This is a genomic window from Ornithinimicrobium kibberense (assembly GCF_006519705.1).
Classification (GTDB): domain Bacteria; phylum Actinomycetota; class Actinomycetes; order Actinomycetales; family Dermatophilaceae; genus Ornithinicoccus; species Ornithinicoccus kibberensis.
The window spans coordinates 130,016-148,638 of record NZ_VFXM01000005.1 but is presented as its reverse complement, the minus strand read 5'-3'; the positions used below and the strand labels follow the sequence as shown (position 1 = coordinate 148,638).

Sequence of the window (18,623 nt, the reverse complement as noted above, 5' to 3'; positions counted from 1 at the left end):
CGGTCCGTCAGCCCTGCGGCTCCTCCCCACCGGGGGGTGGGCCGGACGGCCGGCCCCGGCCCTCGGACGCGTGGACGGCAGGGCCGGGCACCTGCCCGGAAGCCGCTGCGCGCCCGGCGACCGGTCCGGCGGCGCTGCCTGAGCCCAGGAGCGTGAGGACCTCGTCGTGCAGCAGACCGTTCGTGGCCACGACGGCGGAGGCGCGCCGGGGGTCGCCCTGGCCGACCGGCAGCCCCTCCGGGGTGCTCGTGCGCCCGCCGGCCTCGGCGACCAGGGCGCTGAGCGTCGAGGCCTGGAACGCGTCCATCCAGGCCGACAGGGCGACGTCGACCGCGCCGTCGGCGACGAGGGCGTGGCTCCAGAAGTCCCCGAACGCGCGCGTACGCCATACCCGGTCCGTGAGGCGGTCGAACCCCGCCCCGTGCGGACCGTGGGACCAGGCCGCCACCTCGTCGGCGGACACCGAGGCGTGCGCCAGGACCCGGGTGTCGCTGACATGCACCCGTGACGCCCGGGTCAGGGCACGGCCCGTCCAGGCCCCCGAGCCCCTGCCCGCCCACCAGCGGCGGGACAGGGACGGTGCCGAGACCAGCCCCAGGACCGGCTCACCGGCGACGACGAGCGAGATCAGCGTCGCCCAGACGGGCACCCCCCGGACGTAGTTGGCGGTGCCGTCGACCGGGTCGAGCACCCAGCACCGCTCGCCCTGGCCCGTCTCCTCGTGGGCGCGGCCGACGACCCGGTCGCGCGGCCGGGTCCGCCCCAGCTGGTGGCGCAGAAGGTCCTCCAGCCGGGCCGTGGCCTGGGTGGACAGCGCGCCGTCGTCGCCCACCGACACCTGCAGGTCCGGGGATCCGAAGAGGTCGAGCGCCGTGCGTTCGACCGCGTCCGCAAGGACGTGGGCCAGGCGCAGGTCGTCGTCGTAGGCGGGCACCGGCCCACCGTAACCGCCTCCTGCGGCCTCAGCCGCGTTCCTCGCCGGAGCGGCTGCGCAGCAGCCGTCGCAGCGACCCGAGCCGTTCGACCCCGTGGGGCACCGACTCCCGCCTCACCCACTCGTCCAGCCCGCACGCCGGCTCGTCGTGGCTGCACCCGCGGGGACACAGCGCGGTGCCCGGGGCCAGGTCCTCGAAGTGCTCGACGAACGTGGCCGGGTCGACGTGGCCCAGGCCGAACGACCGGACCCCCGGCGTGTCGACGACCCACCCGCCCCCGGCCAGCTCGAGGGCGACCGCGGACGAGGAGGTATGCCGTCCGCGCCCGGTCACCACGTTCACCGGGCCGGTGGCCCGGTCGGTGCCGGGGACGAGGGCGTTGACCACCGTCGACTTGCCGACGCCGGAGTGCCCGACGAGGACGCTCGTGCGCCCCGCCAGGTGCCGACCGATCTCCGCCACGCCGGCGGCGTCGAGGGCCCCGTCCGAGGTTCCCCGGCTCACCACGTGCGGCACGTCCAGAGCGCGGTAGTGGGACAGGAACTCCTCCGGATCCCCCAGGTCGGCCTTCGTGAGCAGCAGGAGGGGGTCCATCCCCGCGTCGTAGGCGGCCACGAGGCACCGGTCCACCATCCGGGTGCGCGGCTCCGGGTCGGCCACCGCGGTGACGATGACGAGCTGCTCGGCGTTGGCCACGATGACCCGCTCCACGGTGTCGCTGTCGTCGGCGCTGCGGCGCAGCACGGTCCGCCGGTCCTCGACCCGGACGATGCGGGCCAGGGTGTCCGGGTCGCCGCTGGTGTCGCCCACCATGCCCACGACGTCACCGACCACGATCCGCGTGCGGCCCAGCTCCCGCGCCCGCATGGCGACCACGGTCCGGTCCTGGACCCGGACGGTGTACCGGCCCCGGTCCACCCCCACGACCATCCCGGTCACGGCGTCCTCGTGCGCCGGCCGGTCCTTGGACCGGGGTCGGGTGTTGCGGCGGGAGGGCCGTTCGCGCACGACCGACTCGTCCAGATGGTCGTAGCGGCCCATCAGACCTGCCTCCTGCCGGTGGCCACGGCCGTCTCCCAGACGCGGTCGAAACCGGGGAAGGTCTTGTCGGCGCAGGCCACGTCCTGCACCCGCACGTCCGGGACCACGGCCCCGACGACCGCGGCGAACATGGCCATCCGGTGGTCGTGGTAGGTCCGCAGCTCGGCCCCGTGGAGCGGTACGGGGTGGACCTCCAGCCCGTCGGCCAGCTCCCTGGCGTCACCGCCCAGGCGCCCGATCTCGGTGGTCAGGGCGGCCAGCCGGTCCGTCTCGTGTCCGCGCAGGTGCGCGACCCCACGGATCCGGCTCGGCGACCGGGCGAGCAGGCACAGGGCGGTGACCACGGGGGTGAGCTCCCCGACCTCCGACAGGTCCAGGTCCGCGCCCTCCAGCCGGCCCCCCGGCGGGCCGTGCACCATCAGACCGTCGGAGTGCCGCGACGTCCTGGCCCCCATCCGCCCGAGGAGCTCCGGCAGCCGGTCCCCGGGCTGGGTGGTGGCGGACGGCCAGCCCTGGACCGTCACCTGCCCGCCCGTGGCCGCGGCCAGGGCCAGGAAGGGTGCGGCGGAGGACAGGTCCGGCTCGACCTGGACGTCCAGACCGTGGACCGGGCCGGGCTCGACGCGCCAGCTCGTCGGGCCGGGGCGGTCCACCCGCACCGACGCCAGACGGAGCACCGCCTCGGTCATCTCCACGTGCGGCAGGCTCGGCAGGGCGGCGCCGACGTGCACGAGCTCCAGGCCGGTCGTGAAGCGGGGGGCGGCCAGCAGGAGCGCTGAGACGAACTGCGAGCTCGCCGAGGCGTCGATCCGGACCCGGCCTCCCGCCACGGCGCCGGCGCCGTGGACGGTGTAGGGCAGGGTGCCCCGGTCCCCGTCGTCGACCTGGACCCCCAGGTCCCGCAGCGCCTGCAGGACGGGCCCCACCGGGCGGGCGCGCGCGGAGGGGTGGCCGTCGAAGCGCACCGGGCCGTCCGCCAGGGCTGAGACGGGGGCCAGGAAACGCATGACGGTCCCGGCCTGGTGGCAGTCGACGGTCACCGAGCCGCGGAGCCGGTCCGGAGGCTCCACCCGCCACAGGTCGTCGCGGCGGTCGTCGACGTCGACACCGAGGGTGCGCAGCGCCTCGACCATGGCCAGGCTGTCCTGGGAGCGCAACGGACCATGCAGCACCGAGGGCCCGTCGGCGAGGGCGGCCAGCACCAGCCACCGGTTGGTCAGCGACTTGCTCCCGGGAACCTCGACCGCCGCGCGGACGGGCCCGGCGGCCTCGGGGGCCGCCCAGATCTGGGGGTGGGTCATCGCGGCGCGTCCTCGGGGTCGGGGGGCAGGGTGGCCAGCAGCCTACGGACGGCGCCCGTCAGCGCGGGCAGGTCCCGGGTGGCTGAGTGGGTGCCAGGGACCGGGACGACCGTGAGCCGCGGGTCGGTGACGGCGGCGACGACCTCCTCGGGCCGCCCGAACGGGTCGGCGCTCCCCTGGACCACCAGCGTGGGCAGGCCGGCCCGCACCGGCCCCGCCAGCTCCGGCGCCCGGGTGCGGTCCGGCCGCCCCGGGGGGTGCAGGGGGAAGGCGACGCAGATGACCGCGGCGACCCCGGGCCGCGGCGTGCCGTCGTCGAGGGCCGCGGTGCGGCAGGCCACCCGGGCACCCGCGCTGCGACCCCCCAGCACCCACGGCCGGGGCAGCGGGTCGAGGCCGGGGCCTCGGTCCTCGGACAGGGCGCCCAGGATCTGCAGCCACGCCGCGTCCAGCCGCGGGGGCGCCGTGGCCACGCGTCGCCCGGCGACCCGCCACGGCTGGTCGACGAGCACCACGGTCCAGCCGTGGTCCGCCAGGGAGGTGAGGGCGAGCACGTCCGGCGTGTCCCGTCGGCCGCCCGCGCCGTGACCCAGCAGCAGGGTCCCGACGGGGGAGGGGGCCGGGAAGACCCGGACCCGCCCGGGGCCCTGGTCCGTCGGGACCAGCTGCTCCGCCGGTCCGGCCGTGCCTGCCGTCACCGCCCGAGCACCTCTCCGGTGACCGGGTCCACGGCACCCTCCAGCTGGTCGGTCGGGAGCGGCTCGACCAGGCCGGGTCCGTTGCTGCGGGAGGAGTTGACCGCGGTGCTCACCGGCCAGGCCTGGAACCTGCCCGGGACGTGCGACCCGTCGAGCAGCGCACGCACGTCGGCGGGGGAGGTCAGGCCGGGGTCGAGCCAGGCCTCCCACGCCTGCCGGTCGAGAGCGACCGGCTGCCGGTCGTGGATGCGGTGGAGCCCGGGCTCGGCGGCCGTGGTGACGATGGTGTAGGAGACGACCCAGGAGGACGGGTCGTCCGGAGCCGCGTCGGGCATCTTCCAGAACTCGTACAGCCCGGCGAGCGCGAGGGGGACGTCGTCGGCACGGCTGATGAAGAAGGGCTGCTTGCGCGGCCGTCCCCGGGCGTCCCGGGCCACCGGGCTCAGCTGCCACTCGTACCAGCCCGTGACCGGGACGAGGCACCGTCGCCGGGAGGCGGCCGGGGCGAAGGCCCGCTTGTCCAGGACGGTCTCGGCGCGCGCGTTGGTCATCCGCGTGCCGCCCGAGGGGTCCTTGGCCCACGAGGGCACCAGGCCCCACGTCAGCAGCCGCAGCTGCCTCACCGGCTGCGCGTCCTCACCCCCACCTCGCGGGGCCCGGGTCAGGACGACCGGTGCCTGCTTGGTCGGGGCGACGTTGTGGTCGGGACGTCCCGGCGGCGGCTGCTGCGGCGAGCGCAGCAGGCTGCGGGACGGCTGGTCGGTGGCGTCCAGCGCCACCTCGTAGGCCTCCACGAGCTCCTCCGGGTGGGCGGTGGCCGCATACCTGCCGCACATGGCTGCCCGTCACCTCACTGCTGGTAGCTGGCCAGGAAGTTGCCCATCCGCTCCAGCGCCGCGCGCAGGTCCACGCTCCACGGGAGGGTCACGATCCGCAGGTGGTCCGGGGTGGGCCAGTTGAACCCGGTGCCGTGGACCACGAGGATCTTCTCCTGCTCCAGCAGGTCCAGGCACAGCTGGACGTCGTCCCGGATCTCGTGCACGTCCGGGTCCAGCCGCGGGAAGACGTAGAGGGCGCCCTGCGGCTCGACGACCGAGACCCCCTCCATCCGGCCCAGCATCGAGACGGCGACGTCGCGCTGCTGGGTCAGCCGACCCTCGGGGGCGATGAGCTCGTCGATGCTCTGGTGCCCCGAGACGGCCACCTGGATCGCGTGCTGGGCGGGGACGTTGGGGCACAGGCGTGTGGAGGCCAGCAGCTCGATGCCCTCCAGGAAGCCCCTGGCGTGGTGCGTGGGCCCGGTGATGGCCACCCAGCCCGCCCGGTAGCCGGCGACCCGGTAGGTCTTCGACAGGCCGTTGAACGTCAGGCACAGCAGGTCGGGCGCCAGCGCCGCGATCGAGGTGTGCCGGGCGCCGTCGTAGAGGATGCGGTCGTAGATCTCGTCGGCCATGAGCAGCAGCGAGTGCTCGCGGGCGAGCTGGGCGATCTGCTCGAGCACCTCGCGGGAGTAGACCGCCCCCGTGGGGTTGTTGGGGTTGATGACGACGATCGCCTTCGTCCGCGGGGTGATCCGGCTGCGGATGTCCTCGACCGAGGGGTTCCAGCCGTCCTGCTCGTCGCACAGGTAGTGCATTGGGGTCCCCCCGGCCAGCGAGGTGGCAGCGGTCCACAGCGGGTAGTCGGGGGCCGGGACCAGCACCTCGTCGCCGGGGTCCAGCAGGGCCTGCAGCGTCATCATGATCAGCTCCGAGACGCCGTTGCCCAGGTAGACGTGGTCCACGTCGAGGTCCGGGAACCCCGGCTCCTCCTGGTAGCGCGACACGACGGCGCGGCGGGCGGAGAGGATCCCCTTGGACTCGGAGTAGCCCTGGGCGGTCGGCAGGGCGGCGATCATGTCCTGCAGGATCGTGTCCGGGGCCTCGAAGCCGAAGGGCGCCGGGTTGCCGATGTTGAGCTTGAGGATGCGGTGGCCCTCGGCCTCCAGCTGCGCCGCGCGGGCGGCGACCGGGCCGCGGATCTCGTAGAGGACGTTCTGCAGCTTGACCGGCTGGGTCAGCTCGCGAAGGGGGTGGTGGCGGACGCTGGGGTTCACGGGACCATCGTCGCACCCCGCAGCGGGTACCCTGCCAGGGCACTGGACGCGGTGGCGCCCCGACCACCCGGTGCCGGATCCGGAGGAGGTGGCCCGATGAGAAGGCTCCAGGACGTCGGACTGCTGCTGCTGGTGCTGGTCGCCGGGGTGCTCACCGCGCTGACGTTCACGTCCGTGACCGGCCCCGCGCCCGACCGTGGGCCGACCGACCCCTCGTCCGAGGGCGGACCGACCGGGCCGGTGGGGCTCGTGGCGGACCTCTCGGCGGTGACCTCGGGGGCGCCCGGGGACACGACCGGTGGAACCGCCGACGACGCCGCCGCGACGGGGGCCGGCCGACCACCGGACCTCGACGCCGTGCGGGACGTCCTGGCCGACGGGGCGCCCGTCGTCGTCGCCGCGCTGGGGGACTCCACCGGCAACGAGACGTGGGAGTGGGTCTACGAGTGGGGTCGGGCCCTGGCCTCGGACCGGCCGGTCGAGGTCGTCTCCTGGAACGAGTGGACCGAGGACGGTTACATCGACCCGGTGGAGCTGGGCTCGGGGCAGGACGGCGGGACGGTGACGCTGTATGCGGGCCACCAGTCGGGTGCCGGTGCCGCCTATCCCGCCGGCCGCCTGGAGGCGTTGGTGCCCGAGGAGCCGGACCTGGTCATCCTCAACTACGGCCACAACGACACCGTGGACAGCGTGCGGTCGGGCACCGCGGACACGCTCGAGGCCCTCCGGCAGCGCTTCGGCGGCGGGCTGCCGGTCGTCGTCACGCTGCAGCAGCCGCAGGCCGACGACGCCAACGCCGAGGTCCGCGCTGCGCTCGCCGACCTGGCCGCGGCCGAGGGCCTGCCCACCATCGACGTCGCAGCCGCGTTCGAGGCGACGGGGGACCCGGCGGCCCTGCTCGTTGACACGGTCCACCCTGACGAGGACGGGGCCGCGCTGTGGGCCCGCACGGTGGACGGGACGCTGACCGGTCCCTGAGCCGCCGGGAATGCTCCGGCCGGGCGGGCCGTTGCCGACAACGAACCGACCCAGGCAGGAGGAAGCCGGTGCTGATCACCACCCACGCCCCGGGCGAGCGGACGGGCGCGAGCGCGCTGGTGGCCGACGTCGGGCTAGGCTGGACGTCGATGGACACCCACCAGCCCACGATCGAGGAGCTCGAGGCTCAGGCGCTCGCCGAGGCCGACGCCACGGTCGACGTCGAGAACGAGACCGACCAGGAGCGCGTCGCCCGCTTCGAGCGCGAGGCCATGCCCCTGCTCGACCAGATGTACTCCGCCGCCCTGCGGACGACCCGCAACCCCACGGACGCGGAGGACCTGGTGCAGGAGACCTACGCCAAGGCCTTCGCGGCGTTCCACCAGTACCGTCCCGGCACGAACCTCAAGGCCTGGATGTACCGCATCCTCACCAACACCTACATCAACACCTACCGCAAGAAGCAGCGGCAGCCGTTGGAGTCGGACGCGGCCGAGGTCGAGGACTACCAGCTGGCCCGGGCCGCCTCGCACAGCTCCAAGGGGCTCCGGTCGGCCGAGACGGAGGCCCTGGACCACCTGCCGGACAGCGACGTCACCAAGGCGCTGGCCTCGATCGGGGAGGACTTCCGGCTCGCGGTCTACCTGGCCGACGTGGAGGGGTTCTCCTACAAGGAGATCGCCGAGATCATGGACACGCCCATCGGCACCGTGATGTCCCGGCTGCACCGGGGGCGCAAGCAGCTGCGGGAGCTGCTCACCGACTACGCCGTCGAGCGTGGCGTCATCTCCTCCCCCGAGGAGGCCCGGCGATGAACCACCACGAGGAGAACCGGCCTGCGCGCGGTCCGGCCGACTGCGCCGACGTGGTCCTCAGGCTGTTCGAGTTCGTCGACAACGAGGCGGGCCCGGTGGACCAGGCCCGCATCCGGGAGCACCTGGACGAGTGCGGCTCGTGCCTGGCGGAGTACGAGCGCGACCTGCTGCTCAAGGCGCTGGTGCGCCGGGCGTGCGCCTGCGAACCGGCGCCGGCGGCCCTGCGCACGCAGATCCTCACCCGGATCACGACCACGTCGGTCACCGTCGTGCGCGACCGTCGGGACCGCTGACCCCGCCCCGCGGAACGGGCCGGGACGCGGCAGGAGGGCCGGTCCCCGTCGGGGTCCGGCCCTCCTGCGCGCCTACTGGTCAGGCGTTGGGCTTGCGGCCGTGGTTGGCGGCCTTCTTCTTGCGGTCACGACGCTTGCGGGCTCGCTTGCTCATGGTGCCTCCTGGGGATGAGGGACGGGACGGTCGGCCTCCGGCCGGTCACGGCAGGGGTGGCGACGAGTCATCATCTCACACACGACCACCAGGACCCACGAAGATTGTGATCTGGATCACACATTGGGTAAAGGCTTGTTCAAGTTCGTCCGCCGCCGGGCCTGACGGCAGGAAGGGCGGCCCGCGGTGTGGGACAGTGGCCCCACGGTCTCCCCCTGACCGTCACCCCCGGGTGTCCCCACGGGACACGGACGAAAGGACCCCCGACATGTACCAGCTCCTCACCGCTCTCCTCTCCTCCTTCGGCGGCAACGTCATCGACGTGGTCTCCTGGGAGGACTGACGAAGCACACCCCTGCGACGCGGGGCCGACGTGGGGGCGTCGGCCCCGCGTCCGTGCGGGTGGATCTCTACATCCTCCTGCTCGGCGTCCTGGCCACCGCCGTCTGCTGGTGGGGATGGACCCGGGGGGGAGGGGCCGGCCCCCCGGACCCGGTGGTCGTGCTGGCCCTCGCGGTGCTCGGGGTCGCCGGGGTGGCCCTCCGCGAGCGCGATCTCGGGCCGCACCTGGGGGTCTCCGTGGCGATGGTCGTGCTCGCGGCCGCTCTGCCCCTGGCGGGACCGTCGGGGGCGGTCCTCGTCGGTGGGGTCTCCTACGCGCTGGACCCACGCCGAACCCGCTGGCGGACGAGGTTCTTCAACGTCGCGATGACGGGCTTCCTCGGCGCCGCCGGTGGGCTGGTCTACCTTACGCTGGGAGGGGTCCGGGTCCAGGGTGCGGACCCGGTCTACCCTCCCGACCTGCTGCTGAGGGTGGGGCTGCCGCTGCTGCTGGCCTACGCCGCGATGACGGGACTCAACGCGGTGGCCATCGCCTTGATGTCGCACTTCATGAAGGGCACAGCCGTCCCGGGGATGGTGGCCCGTGTGCTGCGCAGCCTGGGGTGGGGCTATCTGTCCCACGTGGTGATCGCCTTCCTCTTCGCGGTGCTGTGGGGGCCGGCCCGCCTCGGGGCCCTCAGTGCCCTCTTCGTGCTCGGGCCGCTCCTCGTCGCGCACTGGTCGATCGGCCGGGAGGTGGCTGCCCGTCGGGAGCACCAGGAGACGGTGACCACCTTCGTGGCCGCCCTGGAGAAGGCTGAGCCCACCTCGGTGGGGCACAGCGCCCGGGTCGCCGAGCTCGTGGACCGGATGGCTCCCGCTCTGGGGATCCGGGGTCAGGCGGCCGACGACCTGCACTACGCGGCCCTGGTGCACGACATCGGCATGGTCGCCGTCCGGCCGGGGCTGCACGGTGGGGAACACACGGACCCGGAGCCGGCCGGACGCCTCAGCCTGCTCAGCAGCCACCCGGTGGCGGGGGTGGACGTCCTCCGCGGGCTGGACTTCCTCACCGGGGCGCTGCCCGCGGTGCGCCACCACCACGAGCGGATGGACGGTCGCGGCTATCCCGACGGGCTGCGGGGGGACGAGATCCCCCTGGCCGCCCGGGTCATCGCCGTGGCCGACGCGTTCGACGCGCTGACGGTGGACCGGGGGCAGGGTACGGGGGACCAGGGCGCTGCCGTGGCGGAGCTGCGGCGACGGGCCGGGAGCCACCTGGACCCTGCCGTCGTCGAGGTGCTGGCCAGTACCGTCGTGGGGACCGCGGCGGGTGGGAGCAGCCCGACGACCCACGGCACTGCCGGGACCGGGTCCCCCGTCCTCGACCCACTGCCCGCGGACGGGTGGGTCGATCACGACGACCCCCGCGTCAGCGACGTCTTCGCCGAGTGGCAGCCCGAGGGTGCGGAGCGCCAGCCGTGACCCTCACCGTGGGGACAGCGCTCGTCGTGCTCGCCGTCATGATCCTGGGGGAGATCTGGCGGGTGGCCGCGCCCGGTGCCGTGCGCGACGCCCCCCTGGCCCAGGCGACCGGTATCGCGGCCGCCGTGTCCACCGCGTGGCCCGCGTCCGGGGACCCTCCCGTGGGGCTGACCGGCCTGCTGGGGCCTGCGTCCCTGGCCGCCGGGGCGGTCCTGACCGTGGCGCTGGCCCGGAGGTCGACGGCCGGCCTCGGGCCCGACCTCGCCCGGGCCGTCGGCACCGTCCTCGTGGCCGGTGTGCTGGCCCGCGTGACAGGCCCCGACGGCAGCACCCTGCTCGAGGGGACCGCTCGACCAGGGTCCCGCAGCGGGCTGGTGGCCCTGCTGCTGCTGTCGGTCGCGGTCGCCACGGTCGCCGTGCCGGTGGCCGGCCGCTCGGTCCTGCGGGCCCGGGCCGAGCGGGTGTCCGTCCTCGCAGCGCTGGCGGACGACCTGGGGCGGCACGGCCTGCTCGCCCTGGCCACGGCCTCCACCGCCGCCGTCATGGCACTGTCGATGCACGTGCTGGGGCCGGTGGCGCTGGTGCTGTTCCTCGTGCCCCTGGGCGTGCTGCAGACCGCCGTGTCGCGCCAACGGACGATCCGGGCGGCCCAGCGGCAGACCCTGTTCGCGCTGGCCCGGCTGACCGACCAGGCGGGTCTTACCGCACGCGGGCACGCCTACCGCGTCGCCACCCTCGCCGTGCCCGTGGCGCGGGAGGTGGGGGTCCCGGACCCCGACCTGGCAGACGTGGAGGCGGTCGCGCTGCTGCACGACGTCGGGCAGGTCGGTCTGCGCCGACCCGTCCCCGGCGGGGCGACCGTCGAGGTCTCCCCGCGGGACCAGCGCCGGATCGCCGGGACGGGGGCGGCCATCCTGGCCCGCACGGCCCAGCTCTCGCGGGTCGCCGCCGCCGTCGCCGACGTCGGGCTGCCCCACCACCGGGCCGTGGCGCGGGGCGACGTGCTTCCCGCAGCCCGCGTGGTCCGGGTGGTCTCGGCCTACGACGACCTCGTCCAGGGGGCGACGGGGCCCGACGAGCCGGTGGAGGCGCTCTCCCGGCTCCTGCGCAGCACGCCGCACGAGTACGACCCCGAGGTGGTGGAGGCGCTCGTACGGCACCTGGTCCGGCGTGGACGGCTCACCTCCTCCGCCGCGGACCGGCTCACCCGGGTGGGGTGAACGGCGGGCGGGTGGACCGGCCTCGCGGGCCCGGGTGGCCCGCAGCGGCTAGCCTGGGTCCGTGCTCCTGGCGATCGACACCTCCACGACGACCGTCGGCGCGGCCCTGCACGACGGGAGCACGGTGCTCGCCCGCGCCGTGAGCGAGGACGCACGCAGGCACGGGGAGCTGCTGGCCCCCGCCGTCCGCCGGGTCCTGCAGGACGCCGGTGTCGACCGCACCAGGCTGACCCGGATCGTGGTCGGCGTCGGCCCGGGCCCGTTCACGGGTCTGCGGGTCGGTGTCGTGACCGGGCTCGTCATGGCCCACGCGCTGGGGCTGCCCGCCCCCGACGGGGTCTGCTCGCTCGACGCCCTCGCCCACGGGGTCGTCGGACGCCACGAGGGGCCGCTGCTGGTGGCGACCGACGCGCGGCGCAAGGAGGTCTACTGGGCCGTCTACGAGGTGGGCGGCCGGGCCGCCCGGCGGATCCAGGGTCCGGGTGTCTCCCGGGCCGCCGACCTGCCCGAGGAGGTGCGGCACCTGCCCACCGTGGGGCGAGGGACCTCGCTCTACCCCGAAGACCTGCCCAGTCCGCTCGTCCACGCGGCCGGGGACGTGGACCCCGGGGTGCTGGCGACCCTGGCGCAGGCTCTGCTGGGCGGGGAGCATCCCGACGCGGGGACGGCCCTGCTGCCGCCCGAACCGCTGTACCTGCGCCGACCGGACGCCGTCGCGGGTGGGGGACGACGGCCGTGACCGGGTCGACGACCCTGCGGGCGGCTGGCTGGCGCGACCTCGCCGCCATGGCGCGGCTGGAGCGTCGGTGCTTCCCGGCCGACGCATGGTCCGCGGCGACCTTCTGGTCCGAGCTGGCCGGCCGGCCGACCCGTTCCTACTGGGTGCTGACGGGACCGGCCGCGGGCGGGTCGGACGGACCCGCCGAGGACGAGCAGATCCTCGGGTATGCGGGGATGAGCTCGGACGGGGAGACCGCGGACGTCATGACGCTGGCCGTGGGTCCCGAGACGCGGGGGCACGGCTGGGGAAGCCGCCTCCTGGAACGTCTGCACGACCACGCCCGGGACTCGGGTGCCGGTGCCATGATGCTGGAGGTGCGGGCCGACAACCCCGCGGCCCGTCACCTGTACGCGGCGGCGGGCTACGAGCAGGTCAACGTCCGGCGGGGCTACTACCGGTCCTCCGACGGCGGGTCCGCCGTCGACGCCCTGGTCCTGAGGAAGGAGCTGTCGCTGCCGTGACCGAACCACTCGTGCTGGGCATCGAGACGAGCTGCGACGAGACCGGGGTGGGCCTCGTCCGGGGAGGGACCCTGCTCTTCGACGCGATCGCCAGCAGTGTCGACGAGCACGCCCGTTTCGGAGGGGTCGTCCCCGAGGTGGCCAGCCGTGCCCACCTCGAGGCGATGGTGCCGACCATCGAGCGGGCCTGCCGGGAGGCGGGAGTGCGGCTCCAGGACGTCGATGCGGTCGCCGTCACCGCCGGTCCGGGCCTGGCCGGTGCCCTGCTCGTCGGCGTGGCGGCGGCCAAGGCCCTCGCGGTGGCCCTCGACCGGCCGATCTACGGGGTCAACCACCTGGCCGCGCACGTGGCCGTCGACGTCGTCGAGCACGGGCCCCTGCCCGAGCCCACCATGGGCCTGCTCGTCAGCGGAGGGCACTCCAACCTGCTCCTGGTCCCCGACGTCACCCACGACATCCGCTCGCTGGGCGCGACGATCGACGACGCGGCGGGCGAGGCCTTCGACAAGGTGGCCCGGCTGCTGGGCCTGCCCTTCCCCGGTGGACCGCACATCGACCGGGCCGCGCGGGAGGGCGACCAGGTGGCCATCGACTTCCCCCGGGGGCTGACCTCCGGGCGGGACCTGCAGCGGCACCGCTTCGACTACTCCTTCTCCGGCCTCAAGACGGCCGTGGCGCGATGGGTCCAGGCGCGCGAGCAGGCTGGGGAGCCGGTGCCGGTCGCGGACGTGGCCGCCAGCTTCCAGGAGGCGGTCGTGGACGTCCTGACGCGCAAGGCGGTGCTGGCCTGCACCGAGCACGGGGTGGACGACCTGCTCATCGGCGGGGGGGTCGCGGCCAACAGCCGGTTGCGGGCCCTGGCCCAGGAGCGGTGCGACGCGGCCGGCATCCGGTTGCGCGTGCCCCGACCGGGCCTGTGCACCGACAACGGGGCGATGGTCGCGGCCCTGGGCGCCCAGATGGTGCAGAGAGGACGGACCCCGTCGGACCTCGACCTGCCGGCGGACTCGTCCCAGCCGGTCGAGCTCGTCCAGTCCGGCGTCGGCGCGGGTCACTCCCACCCCTGACGGGCAGGACCGCCCCGCCCGCTCCCCGTGCGCCGGTCAGGGGACGGGGACGGGCTCCACGGCGAGGACGGCCGGACGGCCCGCCACACGGGTGAGGACGAGGACGACCTCGGGGCCCTCCCCGCTGAGCCGGAGCTCGGTGCGGAACGCCCCGGGGTCGACCCCGACGCCCCTCTTCTTGAGGGTGACCCGGCCCGCGTCCCGCGCCCGCAGCCAGGCCCGCACCGGGCGGGCCCTGAGGGGAAGGACATCCTGGACCGCGTACCACCGTGCCCAGGGAAGGGGGTGCACCCTCCCGGCCGTCACGTAGCCGACGCCGGTGTCCAGCTCGGCGCCGTCCACGGTCGCCGCCAGCGCGCCGGTCAGACGGGCCGCGACGACGGCGCGGTCGGGCTCGGCGAGGAACGGCCCGACCGACCGGGCGTCGACCAGCACCCCGGGGTCCTGCTCCGGAGGCCGGACGACGTGCCACCGGACCGCGGCGTCCCCGGACGACCCCGCACCGGGGGAGGTTCCGACGACCGCCGACCGACCGGTGGTCCCGGCTGCACCGCCCCACCACAGGGCGCACTCCAGCACGTCCCCGTCGAGGGAGACCCACTCCGCCTCCACCCCGTCGGGCACCTCGGAGACGGGGAACCCGGGGGAGAGCTTGGTCCCCGCGGCGGCCGCCCGGCGCGAGACGAGCTGCACGTGCTCCCAGGACGGTGACAGCTCGGCGAGCCGGGACCGGCGTCGGGTGCGTCCGTGCACGTCCGCCAACCCGGGGGAGCGACGTGCGGGGTCGAACCACACACCGTCGTCCGGCTCCGGCGTCACGGATCCCGCGTCCGCCAGGACGACACGAGCCCGTGGGTGGCCGGAGAGGTTGGCACGGGCGGCCGCGACCACCGCGGGATCGCGGTCCAGCGCCGTCACCTCCAGACCGGCCCCGGCCAGGGCGATGGCGTCCAGGCCCAGCCCGCAGCCGAGGTCCCACACGTGCCCGACGCCCGACGCCGCGAAGCGCTCCGCGTGCCGGACCGCCACCGCCGGCCGGGTGGCCTGCTCCAGGCCGTCCTCGGTCAGCAGCAACGTCTCCGCCAGGTCGCCCAGGCGGCGGCGCGCCCGGGCCCGGAGCCGGGCCTGGGTGAGGGCCGCGGCGACCACCTCGGCGGGCACCCCCTGGTCCCGCAGACGGGCGGTCAGCGCCAGCACGGCGTCCTCGTCGTAGGGCGGGAGCCCGTCCAGCACCGCGCGACCGGGCCCGGCGTGCAGGTCGGTGAGCAGTGCCGCCGCCCGGCGGCCGGGGTCCTCGTCCTCCTGCTGCACGCACCCATTGTGGCCCTGGCCCCCCGGTGGAGGTGTCCGGGCCAGTAGATTGCGCGCATGGACCGTGTGCTCGACCCCGAGTTCCGGGCCTTGCTGCGGCGGGGCCGACGGGTGGCGGTGCGCGCGGTCGGCTGGGCCCTCACGGCCCAGTTCGGCCTGGCGGCCGGCGTCGTCGCGGCCGACGAGCTGCGGAAGCGGCGCAGCCCCCGGAGCGAGCACCAGGCCCCTGCCGACAACCCCCGGCATACCACCGTCGGCCAGGACGAGATCACCACCTACACCTACGGGGAGGTCCTCTACGAGGACATGCTGGCGGCCATCGACGAGGCCCAGCACTTCGTCTACCTGGCCTCCTACATCTGGAAGGGCGACCAGGTCGGGCAGCGGTTCAAGGACGCGGTGGTCCGGGCCGCCGGACGTGGCGTGCTCGTCTGCGTCGTCTACGACGGGTTCGCCAACCTGGTCGTGCCGTCGGCCTTCAAGAAGTTCCCCCGCGGGGTCCACGTCCTGGGGTTCCCGGTCATCCGCTCGGGCATCCCCCTGGTGGACGTCCGCCGCACCGGACGCGACCACCGCAAGATCCTCGTCGTCGACGGGACGGTGGGGTTCGTCGGCGGGTACAACATCGGCTCGCTCTACGCCACCGAGTGGCGCGACACCCACCTGCGGGTGCGGGGGCCGGGCGTGTGGGAGCTGCAGAACTCCTTCGTCGACTTCTGGAACCGGCACCACCGCCGCGGTCTGCCGGATCTGCCGGACAGCGGGTCCGGTCACTGGAACCCCTCGGTGCGGGCCGCCCGCAACGAGCCGAGCCGACTCATCTACCCGGTCCGGGCCCTCTACCTGGAGGCGATGGACCGCGCCCAGCACCGGGTCTGGATCACCCAGGGGTACTTCATCCCCGACAAGGAGATCCTGGAGGGGCTGCTCGCCGCGGCACGCCGCGGGGTGGACGTCCGGGTCATCCTGCCCGAGTGGTCCAACCACGTGCTGGCCGACGTCGTGGCCCGCTCCTACTGGGCCACGCTCCTCGAGGGCGGGGTGCACCTGCACCTCTACCGCAACGTCATGGTGCACGCCAAGACGGCGACCGTCGACGGCGAGTGGGCCACGGTCGGCACGGCCAACATCGACCGGCTGTCGTTGCGCGGCAACTACGAGATCAACATGGAGATCGTGGACCCGGCCCAGGCCGGCCGCATGGAGGAGATCTTCCGCCGGGACCTGGAGGCGTGCCGCGAGCTGACGCTGGAGGAGTGGCAGGAGCGGCCCCGTTACTACCACCTCCTGGAACAAGCCCTGCGGCCGCTCGAGCCGCTGCTCTGACGCCCGTCCTGGCACTCGGCTTGACCGAGTGCTAAGGACGTGCCTAGATTCGTCCTTAGCACTCTCGGTACGCAAGTGCCAGCACGTTCGGCCGACCCCCGCGACGGCGACCGGGCGCGCAGGGAGTGATGTCCGCACCACGACCGCACCGGCCGGGGACCCCCGGTCGGCCCCATGCAAAGGAAGGTAACCGTGTCGGTTTCCATCAAGCCGCTCGAGGACCGCATCGTCGTCAAGGCCGTCGAGGCCGAGCAGACCACCGCCTCCGGTCTGGTCATCCCGGACACCGCCAAGGAGAAGCCCCAGGAGGGCGAGGTCCTGGCCGTGGGCCCGGGCCGCTGGAACGAGGACGGCGACGAGCGGGTCCCCATGGACGTCCAGGTCGGCGACCGCGTCATCTACAGCAAGTACGGCGGCACCGAGATCAAGCACGGGGGCGACGAGTACCTGATCCTCTCCGCCCGCGACGTGCTGGCCGTCGTCGGCTGACACACCCGGTGAGGACCCGTACCCGCCCGGCCCGCCGCGGCTCGGCACGGCCCGGGTCCAGAACGGCCGGCGTCGCCGGCCAGCGCACGAACCGGCCCCGCCCGACCCGCCCCCGCGGCGCGGTGGGGCGGGGCCGCGTGCGTCCCCACCCCATACCCCGAAAGGAGCTGTGCGCCGATGGCCAAGCAGCTTGAGTTCAACGACAACGCCCGCAAGGCGCTGGAGCGAGGCGTGGACGCCCTCGCCAACGCCGTCAAGGTCACGCTGGGCCCCAAGGGCCGCAACGTGGTCCTCGACAAGAAGTGGGGCGCGCCGACCATCACCAACGACGGCGTGACCATCGCCCGCGAGGTCGAGCTGGAGGACCCCTACGAGAACCTGGGTGCCCAGCTGGCCAAGGAGGTCGCCACCAAGACCAACGACATCGCCGGCGACGGCACCACGACTGCCACCGTGCTCGCCCAGGCCATGGTCCACCAGGGCCTGCGCAACGTCGCCGCGGGTGCCGGGCCGGCCGCGCTCAAGCGTGGCATCGACCACGCGGTGGCCGCGATCAACGACCGACTGCTCGAGACGGCGCGGGAGCTGGAGGGCCGGGACGAGATCGCCCAGGTCGCCGGCCTATCCGCGCAGGACCCGGAGATCGGCCAGCTCATCGCCGACGCCTTCGACAAGGTGGGCAAAGACGGCGTCATCACGGTGGAGGAGTCCTCCACCACCGCGATGGAGCTGGACTTCACCGAGGGGATGCAGTTCGACAAGGGCTACCTCTCGCCCTACTTCGTCAGCGACGCCGACCGCATGGAGGCCGTCCTCGAGGACGCGCTGATCCTGCTCCACCAGGGCAAGATCTCCGCGGTCGCCGACCTGCTGCCGCTGCTGGAGAAGGTCGTCGGCGCCGGCAAGCCGCTGCTGATCATCGCCGAGGACATCGAGGGCGAGGCCCTCTCCACGCTGGTCGTCAACAAGATCCGGGGCACCTTCAACGCGGTCGCGGTGAAGGCTCCCGGGTTCGGCGACCGGCGCAAGGCGATGCTCCAGGACATGGCGATCCTCACCGGCGGCCAGGTCGTCGCCGAGGAGGTCGGCCTCAAGCTCGACCAGGTCGGCCTGGAGGTGCTGGGCACCGCCCGGCGCGTGGTCTCCACCAAGGACTCGACGACGATCGTCGAGGGCGGCGGGGACAACGACGCGGTCGCCGACCGGGTGTCGCAGCTGCAGCGCGAGGCCGAGGCCTCCGACAGCGACTGGGACCGGGAGAAGCTGCAGGAGCGGATCGCCAAGCTGGCCGGTGGCGTCTGCGTCATCAAGGTCGGGTCCTACACCGAGGTCGAGCTCAAGGAGAAGAAGCACCGGATCGAGGACGCGGTGTCGGCCACGCGTGCCGCCATCGAGGAGGGTATCGTCGCCGGCGGCGGCTCCGCCCTGGTCCACGCGGCCACGGCCGTCGACGACCTCCAGCTCGAGGGCGACGAGGCCGTCGGCGCCCAGGTGGTGCGTCGCGCCGTCGCGGAGCCGCTGCGCTGGATCGCCGAGAACGCCGGTCTGCAGGGCTACGTGGCTACGACCAGGGTCGCCGAGATGGCTCCCGGGCAGGGGCTCAACGCAGCCACCGGGGAGTACGGCGACCTGTTCGCCGCCGGTGTGATCGACCCGGTCAAGGTGACCCGGTCGGCGCTGCGCAACGCCGCCTCCATCGCCGCCATGGTGTTGACCACGGACACCCTGGTCGTGGAGAAGCCCGAGGAGGACGAGGACGACCACGGGCACGGGCACAGCCACTGACGCCCGTCGTCCGCACGACGAAGGCCCCCGCCCGGGACACCGGGTGGGGGCCTTCGTCACGGGGCGG

At 74.4% G+C, this 18,623-nt stretch carries 19 protein-coding genes; 11 read left to right on the top strand and 8 right to left on the bottom strand.

What is annotated here, in order from left to right:
• Positions 1–7: 7 nt before the first annotated feature.
• From FJR00_RS05685 to FJR00_RS05660, 6 genes are read right to left on the bottom strand one after another with little or no spacing between them, the layout of a single operon-like run.
• Entirely contained in the window at positions 8–934 is a 927-nt protein-coding gene (locus FJR00_RS05685; RefSeq protein ID WP_141337842.1) for an inositol monophosphatase family protein, read from the bottom strand.
• A gap of 28 nt (positions 935–962) precedes the next feature.
• Positions 963–1,976: a ribosome small subunit-dependent GTPase A gene (gene rsgA, locus FJR00_RS05680; RefSeq protein ID WP_181409510.1), complete on the bottom strand. Its 1,014-nt coding sequence runs from the start codon at positions 1,974–1,976 to the stop codon at positions 963–965.
• Positions 1,976–3,277 (bottom strand): 3-phosphoshikimate 1-carboxyvinyltransferase, encoded by a 1,302-nt coding sequence (gene aroA, locus FJR00_RS05675; protein ID WP_141337840.1) that lies wholly within the window; start codon positions 3,275–3,277, stop codon positions 1,976–1,978. The genes rsgA and aroA overlap by 1 nt, the downstream gene beginning before the upstream one ends.
• Complete coding sequence (locus FJR00_RS05670) at positions 3,274–3,975, bottom strand: alpha/beta hydrolase family protein (RefSeq protein ID WP_141337839.1); 702 nt, start codon at positions 3,973–3,975, stop codon at positions 3,274–3,276. Before FJR00_RS05670 ends, aroA begins: the two co-directional genes overlap by 4 nt.
• The gene (locus FJR00_RS05665) at positions 3,972–4,811 is read right to left on the bottom strand and encodes an SOS response-associated peptidase (protein WP_141337838.1); all 840 of its coding nucleotides are present in this window, start codon (positions 4,809–4,811) and stop codon (positions 3,972–3,974) included. The genes FJR00_RS05670 and FJR00_RS05665 overlap by 4 nt, the downstream gene beginning before the upstream one ends.
• 14 nt (positions 4,812–4,825) lie before the next feature.
• The gene (locus FJR00_RS05660) at positions 4,826–6,070 is read right to left on the bottom strand and encodes a pyridoxal phosphate-dependent aminotransferase (RefSeq protein ID WP_141337837.1); all 1,245 of its coding nucleotides are present in this window, start codon (positions 6,068–6,070) and stop codon (positions 4,826–4,828) included.
• Positions 6,071–6,166: 96 nt separating this feature from the next.
• Between FJR00_RS05660 and FJR00_RS05655 the strand changes: the two genes are divergently transcribed.
• The 3 genes from FJR00_RS05655 to rsrA all read left to right on the top strand — a co-directional run bounded on the left by FJR00_RS05655 (position 6,167) and on the right by rsrA (position 8,156).
• The gene (locus FJR00_RS05655) at positions 6,167–7,048 is read left to right on the top strand and encodes an SGNH/GDSL hydrolase family protein (protein WP_141337836.1); all 882 of its coding nucleotides are present in this window, start codon (positions 6,167–6,169) and stop codon (positions 7,046–7,048) included.
• 149 nt (positions 7,049–7,197) lie between these two features.
• Positions 7,198–7,863 (top strand): sigma-70 family RNA polymerase sigma factor, encoded by a 666-nt coding sequence (locus FJR00_RS05650; protein ID WP_075959165.1) that lies wholly within the window; start codon positions 7,198–7,200, stop codon positions 7,861–7,863.
• The gene (rsrA, locus tag FJR00_RS05645) at positions 7,860–8,156 is read left to right on the top strand and encodes a mycothiol system anti-sigma-R factor (RefSeq protein ID WP_075959110.1); all 297 of its coding nucleotides are present in this window, start codon (positions 7,860–7,862) and stop codon (positions 8,154–8,156) included. The genes FJR00_RS05650 and rsrA overlap by 4 nt, the downstream gene beginning before the upstream one ends.
• A 79-nt stretch (positions 8,157–8,235) precedes the next feature.
• Here the strand turns inward: rsrA and FJR00_RS16640 are convergent, their stop codons facing one another.
• A complete protein-coding gene (locus FJR00_RS16640; RefSeq protein ID WP_373288732.1) occupies positions 8,236–8,310 on the bottom strand; it encodes a 50S ribosomal protein bL37 in 75 nt (24 codons plus the stop codon).
• A gap of 402 nt (positions 8,311–8,712) precedes the next feature.
• On the opposite strand from FJR00_RS16640, the gene FJR00_RS05640 reads away from it, so the two are divergent.
• The 5 genes from FJR00_RS05640 to tsaD all read left to right on the top strand — a co-directional run bounded on the left by FJR00_RS05640 (position 8,713) and on the right by tsaD (position 13,645).
• Positions 8,713–10,116, top strand: coding sequence for an HD-GYP domain-containing protein (locus FJR00_RS05640; protein WP_141337835.1), 1,404 nt, complete (start codon positions 8,713–8,715; stop codon positions 10,114–10,116).
• Positions 10,113–11,336, top strand: a complete 1,224-nt coding sequence (locus FJR00_RS05635) for an HD-GYP domain-containing protein (protein ID WP_141337834.1) — start codon at positions 10,113–10,115, stop codon at positions 11,334–11,336. The genes FJR00_RS05640 and FJR00_RS05635 overlap by 4 nt, the downstream gene beginning before the upstream one ends.
• Positions 11,337–11,397: 61 nt before the next feature.
• On the top strand, positions 11,398–12,075 hold the full coding sequence (tsaB, locus tag FJR00_RS05630) for a tRNA (adenosine(37)-N6)-threonylcarbamoyltransferase complex dimerization subunit type 1 TsaB (protein ID WP_202876600.1): 678 nt from the start codon (positions 11,398–11,400) through the stop codon (positions 12,073–12,075).
• Positions 12,072–12,578 carry a ribosomal protein S18-alanine N-acetyltransferase gene (gene rimI, locus FJR00_RS05625; protein ID WP_238330328.1) on the top strand — a complete coding sequence of 169 codons (507 nt, stop codon included), beginning with the start codon at positions 12,072–12,074 and terminating at the stop codon, positions 12,576–12,578. Before tsaB ends, rimI begins: the two co-directional genes overlap by 4 nt.
• Positions 12,575–13,645, top strand: coding sequence for a tRNA (adenosine(37)-N6)-threonylcarbamoyltransferase complex transferase subunit TsaD (gene tsaD, locus FJR00_RS05620; RefSeq protein ID WP_141337833.1), 1,071 nt, complete (start codon positions 12,575–12,577; stop codon positions 13,643–13,645). Before rimI ends, tsaD begins: the two co-directional genes overlap by 4 nt.
• Positions 13,646–13,681: 36 nt before the next feature.
• Here the strand turns inward: tsaD and FJR00_RS05615 are convergent, their stop codons facing one another.
• Positions 13,682–14,956, bottom strand: a complete 1,275-nt coding sequence (locus FJR00_RS05615) for a class I SAM-dependent methyltransferase (RefSeq protein ID WP_141337832.1) — start codon at positions 14,954–14,956, stop codon at positions 13,682–13,684.
• A gap of 57 nt (positions 14,957–15,013) precedes the next feature.
• On the opposite strand from FJR00_RS05615, the gene FJR00_RS05610 reads away from it, so the two are divergent.
• The 3 genes from FJR00_RS05610 to groL all read left to right on the top strand — a co-directional run bounded on the left by FJR00_RS05610 (position 15,014) and on the right by groL (position 18,556).
• Entirely contained in the window at positions 15,014–16,282 is a 1,269-nt protein-coding gene (locus FJR00_RS05610; RefSeq protein ID WP_141337831.1) for a phospholipase D-like domain-containing protein, read from the top strand.
• Positions 16,283–16,474: 192 nt separating this feature from the next.
• Positions 16,475–16,771: a co-chaperone GroES gene (gene groES / locus FJR00_RS05605; RefSeq protein WP_202876599.1), complete on the top strand. Its 297-nt coding sequence runs from the start codon at positions 16,475–16,477 to the stop codon at positions 16,769–16,771.
• 177 nt (positions 16,772–16,948) lie between these two features.
• Entirely contained in the window at positions 16,949–18,556 is a 1,608-nt protein-coding gene (gene groL, locus FJR00_RS05600) for a chaperonin GroEL (RefSeq protein ID WP_141337829.1), read from the top strand.
• Positions 18,557–18,623: the final 67 nt, after the last annotated feature.

Coding starts and splice junctions, on each gene's coding strand:
- rsgA (WP_181409510.1), bottom strand. CDS start 1,976: ATGGGCCGCTACGACCATCTGGACGAGTCGGTCGTGCGCGAACGGCCC.
- aroA (WP_141337840.1), bottom strand. CDS start 3,277: ATGACCCACCCCCAGATCTGGGCGGCCCCCGAGGCCGCCGGGCCCGTC.
- FJR00_RS05665 (WP_141337838.1), bottom strand. CDS start 4,811: ATGTGCGGCAGGTATGCGGCCACCGCCCACCCGGAGGAGCTCGTGGAG.
- FJR00_RS05655 (WP_141337836.1), top strand. CDS start 6,167: ATGAGAAGGCTCCAGGACGTCGGACTGCTGCTGCTGGTGCTGGTCGCC.
- FJR00_RS05650 (WP_075959165.1), top strand. CDS start 7,198: ATGGACACCCACCAGCCCACGATCGAGGAGCTCGAGGCTCAGGCGCTC.
- rsrA (WP_075959110.1), top strand. CDS start 7,860: ATGAACCACCACGAGGAGAACCGGCCTGCGCGCGGTCCGGCCGACTGC.
- FJR00_RS05610 (WP_141337831.1), top strand. CDS start 15,014: ATGGACCGTGTGCTCGACCCCGAGTTCCGGGCCTTGCTGCGGCGGGGC.
- groL (WP_141337829.1), top strand. CDS start 16,949: ATGGCCAAGCAGCTTGAGTTCAACGACAACGCCCGCAAGGCGCTGGAG.